The sequence below is a fragment of the Aquisphaera insulae genome (genome assembly GCF_011064615.1).
Taxonomy (GTDB): Bacteria; Planctomycetota; Planctomycetia; order Isosphaerales; family Isosphaeraceae; genus Aquisphaera; species Aquisphaera insulae.
The window spans coordinates 26690-44213 of the sequence record NZ_JAALJH010000051.1 but is presented as its reverse complement, the minus strand read 5'-3'; the positions used below and the strand labels follow the sequence as shown (position 1 = coordinate 44213).

Annotated in this window: 13 protein-coding genes; 3 read left to right on the top strand and 10 right to left on the bottom strand. The window is 69.5% G+C overall.

Going from position 1 to position 17524, the window contains the following annotated elements; all coding sequences use genetic code 11:
• The first annotated feature begins 188 nt into the window (after positions 1-188).
• Positions 189-1949 carry an ArnT family glycosyltransferase gene (locus tag G6O54_RS23560; RefSeq protein ID WP_250847031.1) on the top strand — a complete coding sequence of 587 codons (1761 nt, stop codon included), beginning with the start codon at positions 189-191 and terminating at the stop codon, positions 1947-1949.
• Here G6O54_RS23560 and G6O54_RS23555 read toward each other — a convergent pair.
• The 7 genes from G6O54_RS23555 to G6O54_RS23525 all read right to left on the bottom strand — a co-directional run bounded on the left by G6O54_RS23555 (position 1905) and on the right by G6O54_RS23525 (position 11141).
• The gene (locus G6O54_RS23555) at positions 1905-3074 is read right to left on the bottom strand and encodes a glycosyltransferase family 4 protein (RefSeq protein ID WP_165228692.1); all 1170 of its coding nucleotides are present in this window, start codon (positions 3072-3074) and stop codon (positions 1905-1907) included. The genes G6O54_RS23560 and G6O54_RS23555 overlap by 45 nt on opposite strands.
• Before the next feature lie 112 nt (positions 3075-3186).
• On the bottom strand, positions 3187-3936 hold the full coding sequence (gene truA, locus G6O54_RS23550; RefSeq protein WP_165228690.1) for a tRNA pseudouridine(38-40) synthase TruA: 750 nt from the start codon (positions 3934-3936) through the stop codon (positions 3187-3189).
• A gap of 22 nt (positions 3937-3958) precedes the next feature.
• Positions 3959-4975, bottom strand: a complete 1017-nt coding sequence (locus G6O54_RS23545) for an aspartate-semialdehyde dehydrogenase (protein ID WP_165228688.1) — start codon at positions 4973-4975, stop codon at positions 3959-3961.
• A gap of 451 nt (positions 4976-5426) precedes the next feature.
• A complete protein-coding gene (locus tag G6O54_RS23540) occupies positions 5427-6263 on the bottom strand; it encodes an alpha/beta fold hydrolase (protein WP_165228686.1) in 837 nt (278 codons plus the stop codon).
• 456 nt (positions 6264-6719) lie between these two features.
• The gene (locus G6O54_RS23535; RefSeq protein ID WP_165228684.1) at positions 6720-7616 is read right to left on the bottom strand and encodes a hypothetical protein; all 897 of its coding nucleotides are present in this window, start codon (positions 7614-7616) and stop codon (positions 6720-6722) included.
• A gap of 46 nt (positions 7617-7662) precedes the next feature.
• Positions 7663-8235: a YceI family protein gene (locus tag G6O54_RS23530; RefSeq protein ID WP_165228682.1), complete on the bottom strand. Its 573-nt coding sequence runs from the start codon at positions 8233-8235 to the stop codon at positions 7663-7665.
• A gap of 209 nt (positions 8236-8444) precedes the next feature.
• Positions 8445-11141, bottom strand: coding sequence for a beta-L-arabinofuranosidase domain-containing protein (locus G6O54_RS23525; protein ID WP_165228680.1), 2697 nt, complete (start codon positions 11139-11141; stop codon positions 8445-8447).
• A gap of 243 nt (positions 11142-11384) precedes the next feature.
• Between G6O54_RS23525 and G6O54_RS23520 the strand changes: the two genes are divergently transcribed.
• Positions 11385-11798, top strand: coding sequence for an immunity 22 family protein (locus G6O54_RS23520; protein WP_165228678.1), 414 nt, complete (start codon positions 11385-11387; stop codon positions 11796-11798).
• Positions 11799-11943: 145 nt separating this feature from the next.
• Here G6O54_RS23520 and G6O54_RS23515 read toward each other — a convergent pair whose 3' ends face one another.
• Together G6O54_RS23515 and G6O54_RS37400 are read right to left on the bottom strand one after the other, a co-directional pair.
• Positions 11944-13701, bottom strand: coding sequence for a tetratricopeptide repeat protein (locus G6O54_RS23515; RefSeq protein ID WP_165228676.1), 1758 nt, complete (start codon positions 13699-13701; stop codon positions 11944-11946).
• Between the two features lie 46 nt (positions 13702-13747).
• On the bottom strand, positions 13748-15991 hold the full coding sequence (locus tag G6O54_RS37400) for an SEC-C domain-containing protein (RefSeq protein ID WP_205679011.1): 2244 nt from the start codon (positions 15989-15991) through the stop codon (positions 13748-13750).
• Positions 15992-16130: 139 nt separating this feature from the next.
• Between G6O54_RS37400 and G6O54_RS23505 the strand changes: the two genes are divergently transcribed.
• Positions 16131-17087 (top strand): S1/P1 nuclease, encoded by a 957-nt coding sequence (locus G6O54_RS23505; protein WP_165228674.1) that lies wholly within the window; start codon positions 16131-16133, stop codon positions 17085-17087.
• Positions 17088-17197: 110 nt separating this feature from the next.
• On the opposite strand, the gene G6O54_RS23500 is transcribed toward G6O54_RS23505, so the two are convergent.
• Positions 17198-17389: a hypothetical protein gene (locus G6O54_RS23500; RefSeq protein ID WP_165228638.1), complete on the bottom strand. Its 192-nt coding sequence runs from the start codon at positions 17387-17389 to the stop codon at positions 17198-17200.
• Between the last annotated feature and the right edge of the window lie 135 nt (positions 17390-17524).

The window sequence follows — 17524 nt, the reverse complement described above, 5'->3', positions numbered from 1 at the left end:
CTCGAGTGGGGGCGACGGGGGATGGTCCCGATGATGTGGCGAGCGCGGAGAGCGGGGCGTCGATCGATCGCTCTCGCCAAGAACGGGAACCGAATTATACTGCCAATCGCTCACTGGATCTCCATCCGAGGGACATACGCGGCTCCGGTCGCGATCGTGACGGCTGCGCGGACGCTGGGGCAAAGTCCATGAAGCAAGGAAGCTCGGCTCTCGACAATTCCGATTCCCAGGAAGCTAGAGGGGGGACGGCGACACCCGGATCGTGGCGATGCCGGCTGACCCAGGCCTCCGCGGCCACGGCACTCTTCCTGATCGCCCTGACGATCAACCTGGCGGGAAACGCTCGCACAGGGCTCTGGGACCGAGATGAGCCCCGATACGCCACGGCCGTACGCGAAATGCGAGCACGCGGTGATTGGATCGTGCCCTGGTTCAACGATGCACCGCGCTATCACAAGCCCGTGCTCGTCTACTGGCTCATGGGCCTGACGACGGCCCTCGCCGGCGACAACCCCTTCGGCGCGAGGCTCGTGTCGGCCCTCGCCGGCGCGGGCACCTGCGTGCTGACGTGGTGGATCGGCCGCCGCCTCATCGGGCCTCGGGGAGGATTGGTCGCCGGCTTGATGCTCGCCGTGTCCCCCATCGTCGTCGCCGAATCCAAGCTCGCGACCACCGACGCAACCCTCGCCTTCTTCCTCGTCGCCGCGCAGGCTTGCCTGCTGACGCTTGCCGAGGGCCCGTCGCGGCGAGCCGCCATGGTCTTCTGGACGTGCCTTGGGCTGGCCTTCCTGACGAAGGGACCGGTCGGGCCTGCGCTCCTGGCGATCGCCGCCCTTCTGTCCTGGTGCTGGGGATGGCCAGTCCCGCCGGTCGTGCGACGGCTGCATGTCCGGACCGGCCTGCTCGTCTTCGCGGCGATCGCGGTCCCGTGGTATCTCGCGGTCATGATCGCGACTCGCGGCGAATTCTACCGATTCGCCGTCGGCTCCCAGATCATCCAGCGGGTGACGACGGGGATGGAGGAGCATGGCGGCCTTCCCGGTTATTACCTCGCCCTCTCCGCCGTCGCGTTCTACCCGTGGTCGGCGCTCGTGCCGGCGGCGGCGGCCGGGGCATGGATGCGGCGGCGGACCCGACCGGAGCTCGCATTCCTGCTCGGCTGGATGATCGGCCCCTGGATCTTCCTGGAGTGCCTGCCGACGCGGCTGCTCCACTATTATCTTCCGGCCTATCCGGCCTGCGCGCTGCTGGTCGCCTGGATGGTGGAAACCCTGGCGGCCGAGGGGGCGTCGATTCGCCGCTGGCCGCTCGGCAGGCTGGCGATGGTCCTCCTGGGCGGGATCGGGATCGCGGGAACCGTCACCCTGGCGGCAGCCGCCTGCTGGCCCGGCCCGCAACGGATTCCGCTCGCCGTCCTGTCCGCGGTGATGGGGGCGGGGACCTTCCTGGGGGCTCGCCTTGTCCGTGGCGGGGCGACGCATCGGGGGATCGTCGCTCTCGCCGGGACGTGGGGGCTCTTCATGGGGCTGCTCGGCGGCTGGTTGATCCCGGCCACCGAGTCGTTTCGGATCTCGGCACGCGTCGGCCGGCGTCTCGAGGATCTCTCCAGGGAACGGGGCCGACCCGTGGTCCTGCTGAATTACCAGGAGCCCGGGGTGATCTACGCGGCCGGCCATCCGCTCGCCACGGTCCGGGAGCGCAACGACCTGGAGAGGCTGCTCGACGATCGCCCCGAGTTCCTGTCCGCGGTGACCCCCGAGGAGCGGGCGGCCTACAGCGACAAGTACGCCCTGGAAATGACGCCGATCGAGACGGTGGACGGGCTGAGCCTGACCAAGGGCCGGACGCACGCCGTCGAGATCGTCCTGCTGCATCGCCGCGGCGAATCGCCGGGCCGCGAGGAGTCAACGGCCCGCCGGGACCGCCCCGAGGAGCCTCGCGTAGAGTGAGCGGAGGTCACGCGTCATGACCTCGTGGCGGAACTGGTCGGCGAACCGTCGCCGCCCTTCCCGGCCCATGGCGTCGCGGAGCTCCGGGTCCCCGGCCAGCCTGAGGACGCCCTCGCGGAGCCCGTCCAGGTCGCGGGGGGGGAGCAGGATCCCGGTCTCCGGCAGGACCACCTCGCGCGCCCCGTCGATGTCATAACTGATCACCGGCCGCCCGACGAGGAGCGCCTGGGGGATCACGCGGGCGAGCCCCTCGCGGAGGCTCGGATGGATCACGGCGTCCGCGGCCAGGAGCAGCTCCGGGATCTTGCCCGGGGGGACCAGGCCCGTGAGGATGAAGGCGTCGCGGATGCCCAGGCGTTCCAGGTCGGCGACGAACCGATCGCGGAGGATGCCGTCGCCGATCCAGACGAACCGGACGTTCGGATTCGCCCGGAGGATCTCCGGCGCGGCGGCGATGATGTCGTCGTGCCCCTTCAGCTCGAAGAGCCTGGCGACGGTGGCGAAGGCGATCTCGCCGTCGCGGATCCCGAGCTCCCGCCGGACCTCGTCCCGTTGCCGGGGTGGGTTCAGGAATGCGTCCGCGTCCATCCCGCTGTAAACGGTCAGGAATTGCCCGTCCTGGCCGACCCGAGCCGCGCGAGCCTGCTCGGTCATGGCGTTGCAGACGCTGACGATGGCGTGACAGCGGTACGCGGCCCAGCGCTCCAGGTGGATGTACAACCGATTCCGCCAGGGCGTCTCGAAGGCCCCGAAGGGCATGCCGTGGATCGTGTGCACGACGACCGGGACCTTCGCGTGCCAGGCGGCCGCGCGTCCCAGGATCCCGGCCTTGGAGCTGTGCGTGTGGACGACGTCCGGTCGCAGGCGGCGGAAGGCCGAGCGGAGCTTGCCGTAGGCGCGCAGGTCCTTCCAGGGATGGATCGGCCGGACGAGCTCCGGCATGACCTCCACCTTCAGCCCCCCCTTCCGCGCCCGCTCGAACAGGTCCCCCTCCGGGCCCTCCGCCGGCCCCGTGATCAGGGTCACGTCGTCGCCGTAATGGCCGTGGAGATCCTCCACGGTGAGCAGCGTGTTCTCCTGCGCCCCGCCGAGGATCAAACGGGTGATGACGTGGACGATGCGCATCCTGGGGGCCTTCCGCGCGGGCGGAGCCGGCTCCGGCGAGGCCGGCTTCGGCGGTGGCGAGGGGGGATCGTCGAGAGGCCCGGAGCCGACGATCCCCGCTCCCGTACACCCGTCATCGTGGATGCGGACCATATCGGACCTTGAGCAGGAAGAGACCTTGCGGTGGCGCCGTCGGCCCCGCCTCCACGCGTGATTCGGCGCGGAGGACGTCGCCGACCCAGCCTTCCGGGCGCCTGCCCGAGCCGACCAGGACGAGCGTCCCCGCGATCGTACGGACCATATTATATAGGAATCCGTCGGCCTCGACCTCGATCATGACCTGGGATTCCGATCGCTGCACGGTCAGGTCGAGGATCGTCCGGACGCTGCTGGTCCGGTTGGGCCATTCGGTCTCGAAGCTCCGGAAATCATGCCGCCCGAGGAGCGCACGCCCCGCACGCTCCATCGCGGCGACGTCCAGCGGCCGCGAGACGTGCCAGCTCGTCCGGAGCTGGAACGGGCTGGCGATGGCGGCGTTGTCGATCACGTACCGATAGCGTTTCGAACGGGCGTCCAGCGTGGCGTGAAAGGCCTGGGGCATCTCCTCCGCGTCGAGGACCCGGACGTCCTTCGGCAGCATTGCGTTGAGCGCCTTGATGAAGACCTCGCGGGGGTGCCGCGAGGCCGTGTAGAAGTGGACGACCTGTCCCAGGGCGTGGACCCCCGCGTCGGTCCGCCCGCTTGCGGTCGTCGATGGCCTGGCCTGGGTCAGACCTTCGATCGCCTCCTCGAGCACGCCCTGGACGGTCCGGAGCCCGGGCTGGTTCTGCCAGCCGTGGAAGTCCGTCCCGTCATAGGTCAGGGTCAGCTTGATGTTCCGCATGGGCGATGGCGAGGCCTGACCGTCAAGACCGGACCAGGTCCAGCTTGAGCAGTTCCTCGGCGATCTGCACCGCGTTGGTCGCGGCCCCCTTGCGGAGGTTGTCGCTGACGCACCAGAAGAGGAGGACGTTGGGCCGCTCCAGGTCCTGGCGGACGCGGCCGACGAAGACCTCGTCGCGGCCGTTGGCCTCGGCGGCGAGCGGATACTCGAGCCTCGACGGATCGTCCTGGAGGATCACGCCCGGGGCCTTTCGCCACAACGCATGGGCCTGCTCGACGCTGATCGGCCGCTCGGTCTCCACCAGGATGGACTCGCTATGCGAATAGGGGACCGGCACGCGGACGCAGGTCGGGCAGACGTCGATGGTCGGATCCCCCATGATCTTGCGGGTCTCGTTGACCATCTTCATCTCCTCCTTCGTATAGCCGCTCGGGAGGAAGTCGTCGATCTGCGGCAGGCAGTTGCCGATGATGGGGTGGGCGAACTTGGCGGGTGCCGGGACGTCCGTCCCCTTGACAGTGGCTTCGGCCTGGGATTCCAGCTCGCGTATCCCGCGCATGCCGGCGCCGGAGACCGATTGATAGGTGCTGACGACCACCCGCCGGATTTTCGCCGCGTCGTGCAGCGGCTTGAGGGCGACCACCATCTGGATCGTCGAGCAATTGGGATTGGCGATGATCCCCTTGTTGCGGGCGACGTCCTGCGGGTTCACCTCGGGCACGACGAGCGGGACCTCGGGATCCATCCGAAACGCCGACGAGTTGTCCACGACCACCGCGCCGGCCGCCGCGGCGATGGGGCTCCATTCCTTCGACACGCTCCCGGGCGTGCTCGACAGGACGATATCCACGCCGCGGAAGGCGTCCCCGCTGATCGGCTCGATCCGATGGTCCTTGCCGCGGAACGTCAGGGTCTTGCCGGCGCTCCGCTCGGAGGCGAGGAACTTGATCGATCGGACCGGGAAGTTCCGCTCCTCGAGCAGCCGAACCATCCGATCCCCCACGGCCCCGGTAGCCCCGACGACGGCGACGTTCTTCACGACCAATCTCCCTGACCTATCCGCCCGAGCAGTCGATCTCAGGACAAGTCGACCGGGCCGGGACGCACCCCGGCCGATCCTCCCCCGGACACGCCCCGGGCCGTTCGAGTTCGCACGATCCCCTCGACGTCGGAGAAGTCCCTCATCCTAACACGAATCCCCGTTCCGCGGGAGAGGAGCCCTCCGGGGGAAATAACCGGGCGATCTCCGCTTGGACCCCTCGAAGATCCCGGCCGAACGGCGAAAGGCCTCCGAAAGCCGTCGTCGAGACGCAGGCGAACTCGGTGCGTCATTCCCCCCAGGGCGCTCGCGGCCCGGGATGCTCGCACCGGGCACCGCGCACGGTGCCGCCAATCCCATCGCCGTCCGCCGGAAACTCCCCGCGTTAGCCTCTCGCCTGATACATCACGTGAGAAAATGATGTATTATATTGATGTTGATCGGAGTCCGCCTACGGCCGGGATGCCAACCATCGGAGGAGCTCGGCGTCGAACAGGTCGGGCTCCTCGAGCGGCGGTACGTGGCCGCTGCGCTCGAAGACCCGCAAGGTGAGGTCGCGGATTCTCGGCCGGATCGGGTCCCACGAAGACGGCGGCGCCACGGTGAAATCGTATCTCCCAAGCGCCAGGAGTACGGGCCGATCGAACGCGTCGAGGCCCTGCGTGATGTCGATGTCGCGGAAGACGACGCCCCAGACGTGGTCCATCATCCGCGCGTTAACCTCGACACCGGCCCAGAGGGGCGTCCCGTCGAAGCGGAAGTCGTACCAGGTGCGCGGGCCTTCGCGGAGGTAGCCGCGGATGAAGCGTTCGCCCGGGGGCAGCGCGGCCAGCACGGAATCGGGCGAGCGCCTCATGCTCGCCTCGAGTGCCGCCTTACGCTCGGGCGAGGCCGACTCCCGCCAGTGGCGTTCGGCGGCCGCGCCCCCCGCGGCGCTGAGGTTCGGCGAGATACCGATCATCACCACGTGCGAGACGTGCTCAGGATGAGCTTTCGCATAAGCGAGGGCCATGTACGCGTGCCCCGAGTGCCCGATCACGACGATTCGTCCCAACCCCAAGGCCTGCCGCGCCCGCTCCATGTCCCCGACGATCTTCTCGAGCGCGAAGGCGCTGAGCTCGACGTCGCCGGGCGGGGGTGCGAAGCCGCGGTGATCCAGGAAAGCCAGCCTCAGGTGCTTCCGCAGCCCGGCCGAGAAGACCCGAGGGTAGTACACCGCGCTACCGACCACGAGCGCGTTGGGCCCCTCACCCTCGATCCGGTAGCCCAGCCGGAACCCCTCGGACATGAGCGTGCCCCGGTCGACCCCGTCACGGTGCGGGACGGGCGCGGGAGCGGGAACCTGCCCGCTCGCTCCGCCCGCCAGGACACATACGAGGCCTCCGGCTAGTATCGCCCTGTACGGTACGTAATTAAAATTCTTATACGTATTGACGTTCATGGCGAGGCTCTTTGACGCTGCGAGACCGGGACCGGGAGTCATTGATTGCCCATCTCGGGAACCACTGCGTGGAAATTCGATGCGGATGCCAGCAAGTTTCGGGGTCGGACGGCGCGAAACAGGGGGATGGCGGGGCGAGTCGGGACGGCCGGGGCAGCGAAGCGATGGACATGGGCATCGGTGCCGGGATTGCGCCTGGTCGTCGGTTCCGGAAAGGGTGGCGAGTTCCGGAAAAGACGTCGGATAAGCATGCGACGCCGTTATCATGGCGCACATCGGAGCCTTGCGGAGAGAAGCGGTCCATCACTTGCCGAACTCGAGGTAATCGCTGAGGCCGGCCTCGCCCGGTGCATGCGCCGCGCCGGCGGAATCGGCGGCGAACTTCTGCTGGGCGAGCCAGAGCGCCAGGACGACGGGGAGGACCGGCAGGGCGACCCGCATGGTCGTTCGGAGCCGCGGCCCGAGTCGTCGGAGTTGAGGCAGTTCCGGCGCCCATGCCAGGAGCGGACTGAGGAAGATCAGGGCTGCGTTGAGGGTCGTCAGCCCGGCGAACAGCCGTCCGATGACCAGCAGGGAGAAGAGGAGGACCATCGAAACGCCGACCGCCCCGACCCCCTGGCCGCGGACGAGCGCAACGGCCGCCACGCCCGCCGCCAGCGGAATGCCGAGCTGCCCCCCGGTCGCGTAGCCGGAGAGCATGATCGCGAGGCCCGCGCCCGCGGCCGAGATTGCCGCCACCGCGGCCGAGGAGCGCTCCGCCCGACTCGCCATCCGGACGCTCGTGTGCTGGACCAGGAAGAGGACCGCACCAAGCCCGGCACAGACGGCCGACGCGAAGGCAGGTCCCCATTCCCGGCTCCCCGGACCCGAGAGGTCGGTCACATAGCTGGAGCCGAAGAGGAGGATCGGGCTGGCCACCGCGGCGGTGGCCAGTCGCGGCAGCCATGCGGCTTTTCGCATCCTCTCGCTCGCCAACTCGGCGATGACCGCCGCCGGGATGACCAGGAGCAGGAGTCGATCCAGCGCCTCTCGGGGCGGAATCCGTGGCGTCAGGCCCAGGACGAACGCCCCGCCCAGGACCGCGAGTCCCACTCCCGCGGCCCCGCCGGGAAGGCGGAACCGGCGGAGCGTCCACGCAACGAGGGCGGCAACGGCCGCGGCAAGGGCTGCGGCCCCCGCCATCACGAGAGGATCGGGCATGGCGACCTCGACACCTGGCGACGCGGAATGGAGGATCGGCTGGCGGTTAACGCGTCCCCTCGAAGCTGATCGCGACGAACACCTCATCCCCGATCGGCCCGGTCATCTTGTCCATGCCAAACTCACTGCGCTTGATCTGGAATTCGCCTGAATAGCCGGTCCGATGCACTCCCTTGGGGAACTCGGCCGTCCCGCCGCCGCGGAGGACGACCGCGATCGGCTTCGTCACGCCGTGAAGGGTGAGATCGCCCGTCACCTCGTATCCGCCCTCCACGGCCTTCACGGACGTGCTCTTGAAGCTGACGACCGGAAACTCCTTGCTGTTGAAGAAGTCGGGGCCGCGGAGGTGCTCATCACGCTTGGCGTTGTCGGTGTCCAGGCTCTCCGCCTTGGCCACGACCTCGAACCGCGTCGCCGTCGGATCGGCCGTGTCGATGGCGAACGCTCCGGAGATCTCCTTGAACCGTCCATACGTCCAGCTCAGTCCCAGGTGCGAGGCCTTGAAGGTGACCGCCGCATGGGCCGCGTCCAGGGTGTAGTTCTCGGCCCCGAAGCAACTTGGGGCCGCCACCGCCGCCAGGGCGATTGCCAGTGCGGATTCGAGAAGCCGTCGAGTCATGGTCGTTCCTCAGAGCACTTGGGCAGGACCGCCGCATGGGCCGCTCGCCTCGGAGCGCCTCCGGATGCGTGCGCCGTCCGTGCCGAGGAACTGTATCCGGCCCGTCCAGTGCGGGAATCACCCCGTCGACGGTCCCGGCCTTGCGTGCCTCCACGGAATCTTCCGCTATCAGGGAGGAGTGCCGTCCATGCGTGGTTGAGCTGGCCTGCCTATTTCAGCGCCTCCATGATCGCCTCGGCGATCGCCTTCATCCCGCGGTCGCCGGGATGACCGGCGACGCCCTCGTGCTTGAAAGCACGCTCGGAGCGGGCCGCGTTGGCGGGGTCCGCACCCAGGCGGCCGATGTCGACGAATCGCACGCCGGCGGAGCGGCTGGCCTTCGACAGCCGCTCGTCCTTGGGGCCGTTCGCCCAGAAGCAGCTCCGGACCAGGACGATCCGATCACGCCCGCCCTGGAGCGTCCCCAGGAGAGTCCGAACAGCCGTCTCGAAACGGTCGCCCGCCGCGGGTGAATCCAACGCCGGCACGTTCTCGCCGATTGCCAGGATGATCAGGTCGGCGTCGAATGCAATCGCATCCTTCAACTTCGCGGCGGCGTCGTAGTTCGCATACCCGCGTTCGAAGTCGGCGATGTTGAGGTCGCGGAACTCCGGGGCTTTTCCGGCGATGCGACCCACGGCCGCCGCGACGAGATGGACGTAGTCCTTCTCCGGCGCCGAGGCCGCCATGCCCCAGTCGCCCGGCCAGCCGAGGCTCTCATTGGGCCCGTGATGGGTGATGCTGTTCCCCAGGAAGAGGATCTTGCGGACGTCCTTCAGCGCCGGCTCACGCCGGGCTACGGGGAACATCGAGATCCGGAACTTCGTGCAGCCGTAGGGGATTAGCTCGATGGACCTCGCCGCGGCCGTCGGGGCGATCGGAGCGTCGGGCAGCGTCGGCGAGCCCGGCGCCGGGTTCCAGTCCACCGGGAAGACTCGCGTCCGGACCTTCAGCGGCGAGGCCAGCGGCCAGTCCCAGCGCGACGGGAGGGACGTGCGGACGACCTCGAACCCGGGGGCATGGGTGTCCAGCGCGACCTTCCAGGTGGCGGTCGGGTCGGGCGTGTTCGGGCCGCCCACGTCGGCAATGGCCTCCGCGAAGAGGAGCGGACCCATGCTGACCGACCCGAAGGGGGCGCCGGTGGGATCGTCCTCGCCCCGGATCGTGATCCGGGAAGGCAGGTGCTCTCCGCCGACCGGTCCGCGGGGGGCCCGATCGCGGCCCTGCTCGATCTTCGGGGCCATCGGCAGCGACAGGGCGATCGCATCCCCGGGCTTCCAGGTCCGATCGATCCGCGCGAATCCGGTCGACGACCGTTCCAGGGGCACGACCGCCCCATTGATCGTCAGCGCGGGCCGCTCGCACCAGGCCGGGATGTGCACGGAGATCGGGAAATGGACCTCGCGGGTCGGCTTCACCGTCATCTCGACGTCTTCGGTGAATGGGTAGTCCGTCGTGCAGGCGATCTCGACCGGCACCCGATCCGCGACCAGCGCGGAGACCTTGCAGGGCCCGTAGCACGTCGCGGCCAGGCCGTTGTCCGGCGTGGCCATCCACATGTTCGTGACGTACCACGGGACGATCCGGTTGACGGCGGCCGTGCAACAGAGCGGCATGTGCTTCACGGCGTAGTTTCCGCCCGAGGCGCCAGGCCCGTGCGGGAACGACGGCGACCCCGCGGCGAACCGGTTGGGGCTCTGGAAATAGACGTGCGTCTTGAAATCACGCGCGATGGTGGCCGGCCCCGCGTTGAAGAAGACCCGCTCGGCGCGATCGGCGAGCTTGCCGTCCCCCGTGAGCGAGAGCAGGAAGAGCTGGCTCCAGAGATAGCCGGCGACGTCGCAGGTCTCGGTCCCCCGGAAGGCCCCGGTGGGCAGGAACCACTCGTCCGCGACCGGTGCGCCGGTGGGGAGCATCGAGACCTTCGCGAGCAGGTCATGCCAGGCCAGCGTCGCCTTCAGGTACGACTCGTCGCCCGTCCAGAGGGTGCCGAGCGCCCAGGGCGTGGTCCCTTCCAGGAACTCGACGACGTGGCAATTATCCAGCACCGACCCGGGCGTCATGTCCGGAGGCGCGTGGAACCGGGCGATGTTCGGCGAGAAGCCGGACGGTGGCGTGTGGAAGAGGTTGTCGAGTGCCCTGCGGATGCCCGGATCGCCGCTCCAGGTGTACGCGTCGAACGCGGGCGCGACGTTCGAGAGGTTGCTGTTGATCCACCGCAGGCCCTCGGGATCGGGGCCATACGCCTTGACCATCGCCTCCAGGGCGTGCGGGTCCTTCGTCCCGGCGTAATAGCCCGAAAGGGCCCGGCCCATCAGCCCGCTCGCCCAGATCGACCAGCCGTCGCCGCCGGCCTTCAGCGCCGCGCGGTCGGAATCGCTCTTGCGGTCCAGCCACCAGAGGAAGAGGAATCCCCGGTCGTTCATGCGATCGAGAACAGGACGAAATCGCGTCCTCGCCTGGGCGAGCAGGGATTCGTCGTGGAGGGCCAGGCCCAGCCGGGTGAGGCCGTCGAACCAGTACCCGCCCCCCTCGTAGGGCCAGGCCCCGTTGGGCCAGTTCAGTCCCGTCCCGCGCTGCTGGAAATCGGCGGCCCATGCGTGGCGGAATTCCGGGGCGACGTCGTCCATGTGGCCGGTGCAGCCGTCGCGGGCCGATAGGCACCAGTCGCGGAGCCATCCGGCCGGCTCGATCGCGCCCGGCGGCAGCGGCAGGAGTGCGGGCGACCGCGCGGTCTCGACGGGTCGTGCGTAGATCGGCCTGGAGGACTGCGCCGGGCTGGAGGGGAGCAGGAGCCAGAAGACGGCGAGAGAGGCCAGGGTCGCGAGAGACGTTCGGGTCAGGCGGGACGACGTACGGCGTCGCATGGGGTGGGTCTCCTCGGGGAGGTTGGTCCGTCCCTGGCATTGTCCGCCCTGGATTTCGAGGTGCAATGGTGCATCGGCCGGCGACGAGGTTGATCGCCGCCCCGGGTCGATTCGACGGCGGGGCTTCCGAGACGACCGGTGTGGACGGATCGATGCTCAGCTCGGGACTGGAAAACAGCCCTGAAGGCGATATGCTCTCCGACTCGATGGCCGCGGTTTGTTTCGGTACGAGGAGGGGCTGCGATGGCCGCTGAGTTCGAGATCGTCGACGTGTGGTTGTGCCGGTTCTCCTCGGACGAGGAGGCCGACGCCTACTTCGAAGAGACCTATGACGAGGACGACGAGGACAGGCCGATCTCGCAATTCGCCGCCGACATGGGCGAGCGGTTCTACGATCACGACTTCGTGGAACGCGGCGAATTCCTGGATCCGCCGGGCGACGACATCGCCGCAGCCCTGGGCCGGCATTCCTTCTCGTCGTCCTACCTGGCGGACGTCGTTCAGCAATCCCGGTCGGCCTCGATCGCGCCGTTCAACCTCGTGCTCCTGGTCTGGAACGCCGAGATCTCGAATCCGAAGTCGGTCACCCTGCCCGGGCGAGAGCTCCAGTATCTCGGGCGATTTCGATGCGATCCCGGGGCGGAGCCCGCGGGCTAGTGCTCCGTCACAGCTTGATTTTCGGGTTGGCAGGAGGACAGGCAGGATGCCTGTCCGCCGAAATCTCCAACACACCTGGCCTTAGACCCGGGGGACAGACATGCCTGTCTGTCCTGCAACCCGAATTCGGAGTGTTGACAGAGCGCTAGAAGCCGTGGCCGTTCCGCGAAAGCGTGTTGAGGTGCCGGTTGGCGAGATCCTCGACGCCCGGGATGCGGTCCCTTCGCGCCAGGTCGAGGGCGCGATGGAGGAAGTCGCGGGCCTGCTCGTGATGGCCGTTGTCGAGGAAGGTCTCGGCGGCATCGAGGGCGGCGAGGTGGGGAGCCGGCGCGGTGGCGACGAGATCCTCGTAGATCCGAGCGGCCTCCTCCGACTTGCCCGTGCGGGAGAGGATCTCGGCCCGCCAGGTGTCGAAATCCCGACGGCTCGCGTCGCTGGCCAGCACCCGCGCCTGGTCGAGCCAGGACAGGGCCTCCGCCGGGTCGCTCCGGCCCATGGCCTGGCGGACGAGGGGGGCGAACACGGTCGTGAGCTCGAGCCGGGTCAGCTCCGGCGTGCCGCGGCGGGCGAGCTCGGCGGCGAACCGCGTCGTCAGGGCGTCGTCGCGGAAGCCGGCGGCGGACCGGAAGGCGTCGGACAGGCGCGAGTCTTCCAGGCCCTCGGCCGCGAGGGCCTGGAGCGTCGCCAGGGGGGCACACGTCAGGTCGTCGGCCTCGACCGAGCCGGCGTGGGTCGGCTCCAGGCCCAGCCGATGGCGGAGCCGGTCGAAGGGGTAGCCCTGGTACATCGCGGCCGCGCTGGAGCGGGCTCCGAGCTGCTCTCGGAGGAGGATCACGGCCTCGACCTTGACGCGGGCCGCGGCGTCGCCCCGCCGCGCGGCCTCGGAGGCGGCCAGGGGGGAGAGGCCGTCGAGGCCCTGCCTGGGCTTATGGATCCAATGATTTTCATAGTAGGACTCGACGATCTCGCGGGAGAGGCGATGGACCAGCTCCGGGTCCAGGCCCTCCGGCATCCGGGCGGTCCAGACGTCGGCGTCGAGGAACGGCAGGGGCAGGGGGGCGGCCAGGCGTTCGATCGGCTGGACGTCCGGCCCGAGCATCTTGCGGAGCCGCTCCTCGGCGACCTCGAGGCTCTCGACGCGGGGGCTGGAGAGCCGCAGCGAGCCGGGCGTGATGTAGACCGTGGCCAGGACCCGGGGCAGGTCGGACTCGCCGGCGATGCGATCGGCGGCGGGGAGGGCCCGGTCCAGCCACTCGAGGACTTCCAGCTCGCGGGGGTGGCCGTTGGAGCCCGTCGGGTCGATCGGCGTGGGGATGCGGCGCAGCTCCGGGTAGGTCGCTTCCAGCCGCGGGGTGTCGTCGTGATGCCAGGCGAAGTTGCAGGCGAATCTCAGGTCGTCGGCGAGGCTCTCGGCGCCGCCCCCCTGGCGGAGGACCTCGGCGAGGGTCCAGGCCTCGACGCCGGCCGCGGATTCCTCATCCGCGAGAAGGCCGACGACCTCGTCGAGGCACGAGATCGCCTCGCGATCGGAGCCCGACCAGGCGAGGCAGAGGGCCCGGTTGAACCAGGCGGCCGCATCCTCGGGGTCGTCCCGGACGATGGCCTCGAAGGCCCGGGCGGCGTCCTCGACCTGGGCGGTGTCGCGATGCCGGAGGACGTCGTCCCACCGCCCGCGGGCGTCGTCGGCCGGCTTGCGGAACCGATAGGCCTTGCGGGCGGCGGCGGGCAGGTCCGGCGCGGCCTCGAGGGTCGCCAACGCCTGGTGCGCCGCGGCGGACTCGCCATCCAGGCGGAGGGCCTGCTGCCAGGTCCCCCAGGCCGCCAGCGGCCGCTGCGACATGAGGTGATTCCAGCCCTGGTGGACCAGGGCCTGCGCCTGGTCTCTCGCCGTGTTCGAACTCATGCCGCAACATCCTCCGCCGTCGAATCCGATCCCCGTTCCGCCGCCATCAACGCGCCAGGATGATCCGAGGCTTGTCCTCGCCCTGTCCCTGTGCCTGCCCCGGCGCCTCGGCCCCGGGGGTCCAGATGGAGCCCCCCTTGGTCTCGGAGCCGGGCGTCCAGATGCCCCCCTTGCTCGCGGAGATGCCCAGGTAGTCCGAGGCCGACTGCACCTTCGGGCCGTAGAGGCCGATCAGCCTCTCCAGGAGGCGGGCGTCGGTGGCGAATTCGCCCGGCCGATCCTGGAGCGGGATGAGTCGGATCAGGCCCAACTGGACGAGGAACGCGGAGAGCGCCTGGCCGAACTGGGCCGAGCCCTTGTAGCGGTCGCTCAGCTCGAGGAGCTTCGGCACCCAGACCTCCGGCCCGTCGAAGCGGACCAGGAGCTGGAACTCGGTCATGTCCCAGGCCGATGCGCCGGACGACGAATCCGCCGCGAGGGCCGCGGCACGGCCCTCCTGAAGCAGGTCGAATGCAGCCTGGCGATCCCCGGCGGCCACCGCGGCGCTGATCAGGGCCGGGTAGACCCGGATCGCGGCGACCTTTCGATCGGAGATCAGATGTCCCCGGCGGACGATCTCCCGGCAGCAGTCCAGGTGGACCTCGATCTGTCCGAGCTCGCCGGCGCGCCGATCGAGGGCGACGAGGCGGTCATCGTCGAGCGCCCCCAGCGGGATGAACCGGAATCGGCCGGGGGAAACGTCGTCGATCTGGACCGTGGCCGGATCGATCGCCGGCTCCTCCGGGACGTTCAGCCGCGCGCGAAGGGCGGCCCAGTCGGCCTTGGCGAAGGCGAATTTCGTCTCGAGCGCGAGGATCGCGGCCCGGAGGATGACCTCCGCGTGGCCGGACTTCGCGAGCTGGGCCGGAGACCGGCCGCCGAAGGTGGCCCGGGGGACGTCGGCCCACCGATCCTGGACGTACTCCGCCCACTTCTCGCGGAGCAGCCGCTCCTGCTCCGTCGCATCGAGGGCCGGCGGCAGGTAGGCTTGCCGGCCCTCCGCGACCTCGGCCCGATCGACGCGACGCGTGACCTTCACCTTGGGGTGGGACGGAGGCACGGCCGTCCCGGCGATCGCCGAGAACTGGTCCATGATCGCGTTCAGTCCGCCCTCGTCGAACGCGATCAGCTTGACGGTCTCGCGGCCGACGGCGATGTCCGCCAGCACGTTGGGGACCTGGGCCGCCGAGAGGCCCTCCTGTTCCTTCAACTTCGGCCGATCGAGCAGGAGGAACTCGTCTTCCGGCTCGGAATCGTCGTCCCCTTCCTCCTCCTCGTCCGGCTCGTCCCGGGCGACGGTCGCATGATCCACCAGGCGGGCGATCAGGTCGCGCCGATCCCGGATCGGCCAGGTCATGGTGACCTCCTCGACCTGCTCCGGATCCTTCGCCGGGTCGATCAACTCGCTGATGACGGCGAGATCGACCACGTCGGTCGTCGCGGGCGAGGCGGCGATGAACCGGCGGAGGGCGGCGACGGCAGCCTGATCGTCGGCGAGCCAGAGCCGGCAGATCCCGACATTCCGGTCGGCGGCGAGGCTCGCCCCGCGATTCGCCGACAGGAGCTCGAAGGCGGCGGCCGCGGCGTCCCAGAGGCCCTCACGGGCCCACCCCAGGGCCTGGTTGAAGGAGTCGGCGGACTCGGGGTCCAGGCCCGAAGGGGCCGGCGAGAGGGCCAGGGGCTGCTTGAGCCACGGGTGGATCCGCGGGTTCCTGCGGATCTCCGCCAGGTGCTCCTTCGCCTCGCCGATCAGCTCCGGGTCCTCGGCGATCTCCGCGGCCAGCTCGGCATGCTTCAGGGCGGGCGGGATCTCGACGCTCCGGACCAGCGCATTCGCGATCAGCAAGGCCGATGGGGCGAGCGTCTTCCTCGCGGACTCGTCGGCGGCGCGGAGCGCGGCCTGGAATCGCGCGACGGCCGCGGCGGGGCCCTCCCGGACCACGGACAGGCGCGAGCGGAGCTCGATCGCCATCGGGTTCGAAGGCTCCCGTGAGAGGAGGAGGTCGACCGCGGCGGCGGCCTCGTCGTCCCGCTCCAGGGACATCAGGACGACCGCCTTGTTGAGCAGCAGCAGGTTGTTCCCGGGCAGCTTCGCGAGCCCCTCCTCGATCGGCCCGAGGCACGACTCGCCCTGGCCGGACTCCTGGAGCCGGACCGATCGCTCGACGTAGGGCTCGGCCTTGTGGCAGCACCACTTGTATTTCTTGCCGCTGCCGCAGGGGCAGGGATCGTAGGGATCAACCAGGGCCATGTCGTCCTTCCTTCGGTGTTCTCGCCTGCAAGACCAGCGGGTCACACTAGCAAATTCCTCGGCGTGGCGCCTATGCTGTTGCCTGTCCGCCGGGGCCGCGACGGGCCGGCCGACGGAGTCCTGGAATGAGGGTGCGTTGATGAAGCGAAGGTCGACGGGCGGGGGCCCCCCCGCGGGCCGGAGGAAGCCGCCGGGCTGGACGATCTGGGCCGCGGCCGCGGCCCTGACACTCGGGTTTGGCTCACCTCGCGTCGGTTACGGCTGGGGTCGCAATGCGCACCGGGCGGCGACGCGAGTGGCGGAGTCGCGGCTGACTCCCGAGGCCCGCGCGGCCGTCCGCTCGCTGCTCGAGCCCGGCGAGTCGCTGGTCGACGCCTCCACCTGGGCGGACGAGAACAGCCGCGACATCCCCGGCAGCGCGAGCTGGCACTTCGTGAACGTCCCCATCACGGCCCGGCGGTACACGCCCTCGGATTGCCGCGGCAACTGCGTCGTCTCGCGGCTCGAGGAGTTCCGCAAGATCCTCGCCGACCCGAAGGCGCCCCGGCCACGCCGGCAGATGGCCCTGCGATACGTGGTGCATCTGGTCGAGGATGCCCACCAGCCGATGCATGTCGGAGACAACCGCGACCGCGGCGGGAACAACGTGCAACTCAGCTTCTTCCGCGACGATTTCACGAACCTCCACCAGGTCTGGGATTCCGGCCTCCTCCGCGAGGGATACCGCGGCGAGCGGGACATCGCCGACGCCCTCTTCGACCTGGCCAGGCGGCCCGAGGCCCAGGACTGGACGAAGGGGGACGTCGAGGACTGGATCAACGAGAGCCTCGAGGCGGCGCGGCTGGCCTACCGCGTCCCCGGCACCAGCAACACGCTCCGCAGCGGCTCGCGGATCGGTCGCGACTACGAGGACGCCAACCTCCCGATCGTCACCGAGCGGCTGGCGCGGGCGGGCGTCCGCCTCTCCGAGGTCCTCAACGAGGCCCTCTCACCGCCGAGGAAGAACACCGTGCCGCCGCCGCACTTCAACCGGCCGGGACAGACGAAGCCCGTCCCGCCTCCGCCGGCCGCGGGGATCAAGCCGGGGAGGGGCTAACCACGGAGGCACGGAGGCACCGAGAAGACGAAACGAAAACGGCATTCGGGCGGAAGGGTCGGGCCTCGTAGCGGCCGGGTGAGCCCTGGTCCTTGCGGCGGCCGTTCGCCTCAGGCGTCCTTCTTCGTCTTTTCTTCCACGGTTCCAACCGCGGGCTGCTTCGCGGGTCGCGTCGTGCTGGATTCACCCCCGTCCGACTTGCCCTCCGCGGCCTCCTCATCCTTCCCATGAGTGAGCGGCCGTTCGCCGAAGATCTTCTCGAAGTTAGGGAAGCCGTAGCGGCGGACGATGGGGCCCGACATGGCCTTGTCTCCCGATTCGTTGACACCTTGCCCAGAGCCGAATTCTACGTGCCTGCAAGACCGGCATCCAGAGTTCGATGCCAATCCGCCAGGCCTGAGGGGAATAAGTCAGTCGCTTCGGCGAAGAGAATCTCG

Coding starts and splice junctions, on each gene's coding strand:
- G6O54_RS23525 (WP_165228680.1), bottom strand. CDS start 11,141: ATGCGACGCCGTACGTCGTCCCGCCTGACCCGAACGTCTCTCGCGACC.
- G6O54_RS23530 (WP_165228682.1), bottom strand. CDS start 8,235: ATGACTCGACGGCTTCTCGAATCCGCACTGGCAATCGCCCTGGCGGCG.
- G6O54_RS23520 (WP_165228678.1), top strand. CDS start 11,385: ATGGCCGCTGAGTTCGAGATCGTCGACGTGTGGTTGTGCCGGTTCTCC.
- G6O54_RS23515 (WP_165228676.1), bottom strand. CDS start 13,701: ATGAGTTCGAACACGGCGAGAGACCAGGCGCAGGCCCTGGTCCACCAG.
- G6O54_RS23560 (WP_250847031.1), top strand. CDS start 189: ATGAAGCAAGGAAGCTCGGCTCTCGACAATTCCGATTCCCAGGAAGCT.
- truA (WP_165228690.1), bottom strand. CDS start 3,936: ATGCGGAACATCAAGCTGACCCTGACCTATGACGGGACGGACTTCCAC.
- G6O54_RS23540 (WP_165228686.1), bottom strand. CDS start 6,263: ATGTCCGAGGGGTTCCGGCTGGGCTACCGGATCGAGGGTGAGGGGCCC.
- G6O54_RS23535 (WP_165228684.1), bottom strand. CDS start 7,616: ATGCCCGATCCTCTCGTGATGGCGGGGGCCGCAGCCCTTGCCGCGGCC.
- G6O54_RS23555 (WP_165228692.1), bottom strand. CDS start 3,074: ATGCGCATCGTCCACGTCATCACCCGTTTGATCCTCGGCGGGGCGCAG.
- G6O54_RS23505 (WP_165228674.1), top strand. CDS start 16,131: ATGAAGCGAAGGTCGACGGGCGGGGGCCCCCCCGCGGGCCGGAGGAAG.
- G6O54_RS23500 (WP_165228638.1), bottom strand. CDS start 17,389: ATGTCGGGCCCCATCGTCCGCCGCTACGGCTTCCCTAACTTCGAGAAG.
- G6O54_RS37400 (WP_205679011.1), bottom strand. CDS start 15,991: ATGGCCCTGGTTGATCCCTACGATCCCTGCCCCTGCGGCAGCGGCAAG.